The sequence below is a fragment of the Rothia mucilaginosa genome (assembly GCF_964211445.1).
GTDB lineage: Bacteria > Actinomycetota > Actinomycetes > Actinomycetales > Micrococcaceae > Rothia > Rothia mucilaginosa_E.
Map to the genome: position 1 here is coordinate 1 of NZ_CAXOQT010000063.1, position 806 is coordinate 806.

At 60.5% G+C, this 806-nt stretch carries 1 protein-coding gene; it reads right to left on the bottom strand.

Annotation, left to right across the window (positions count from 1 at the left end; genetic code table 11):
• Nucleotides 1-260: 260 nt before the first annotated feature.
• A complete protein-coding gene (locus tag AB8E48_RS08935; protein WP_368886478.1) occupies nucleotides 261-773 on the bottom strand; it encodes a pilus assembly protein TadG-related protein in 513 nt (170 codons plus the stop codon).
• Between the last annotated feature and the right edge of the window lie 33 nt (nucleotides 774-806).

The following is an 806-nucleotide window of genomic DNA, read 5'->3' on the forward strand; positions in this document are numbered from 1 at the left end:
TTTAACACTATCGCGAAACGGCCAGAAAGTCCCGCCGTTACAGCCCGCAACAGCCCACAGCGCAGAAGGATGATGCAGGCAGAGGGCAGAAGACGCCCAACGAAGACATTAAAAGGGCATAAAACGAGGGCGCATCCGCTAGCCGTTACACTACCTTGCGGATGCACCCTCGCAGTCTATGGGGCTCACAGCGCCTCTAGTCGCTGGACGGGTTAGTCGTTGGAAGGGCTAGTCGCTGGACGGGTTAGTCGTTGGAAGGGCTAGTCGCTGGACGGGCCCTGGCTCGTCTTCAAACGCGACGAACCGTGAGCGGTTACCTCGATACCATCAGGCACCACAATCGACAGCAGCGGCGGACGAATACGAGCCGACAGGTACACGTGCACACTCTGGTCAGAATCCACAGACACGTTATCCAGACGTAGCGCCTGAAAATCCTGCCCCGGCTGAACCTCAGCCAGGTACGCGCTCGCGTACTCCCACGCCGCCGAGCCGCTCGCCTCCTCCGGAGTGCGGATCGTGCGGGTAATCGAGTTCGCCTGAGCGTCCGCCATATCCTGCAGGTGCTGCGTCTGCAGATACGCGCCGGTAATCGCTACCGTCACCGAACCGATGAGCAGCAGCAACGCCACCATGCCCACAATCAGCGGGGCGATACTACCCTCTTCCGGGTCTGAGACAAGCGCACGGCTCTGCACACGGGCACGAGCGTGGGCATACCGTTCCCGCACAGCCGAGAACAGGTGAGCCGGCAAACCATTAGGAATCAGCATGACCAGACCCCCAACTCGTCGCGTGAGAACTCA

Bases quoted from the DNA above. Each gene is read 5' to 3' on its own strand.
- AB8E48_RS08935 (WP_368886478.1), bottom strand. From the start codon at position 773: ATGCTGATTCCTAATGGTTTGCCGGCTCACCTGTTCTCGGCTGTGCGG.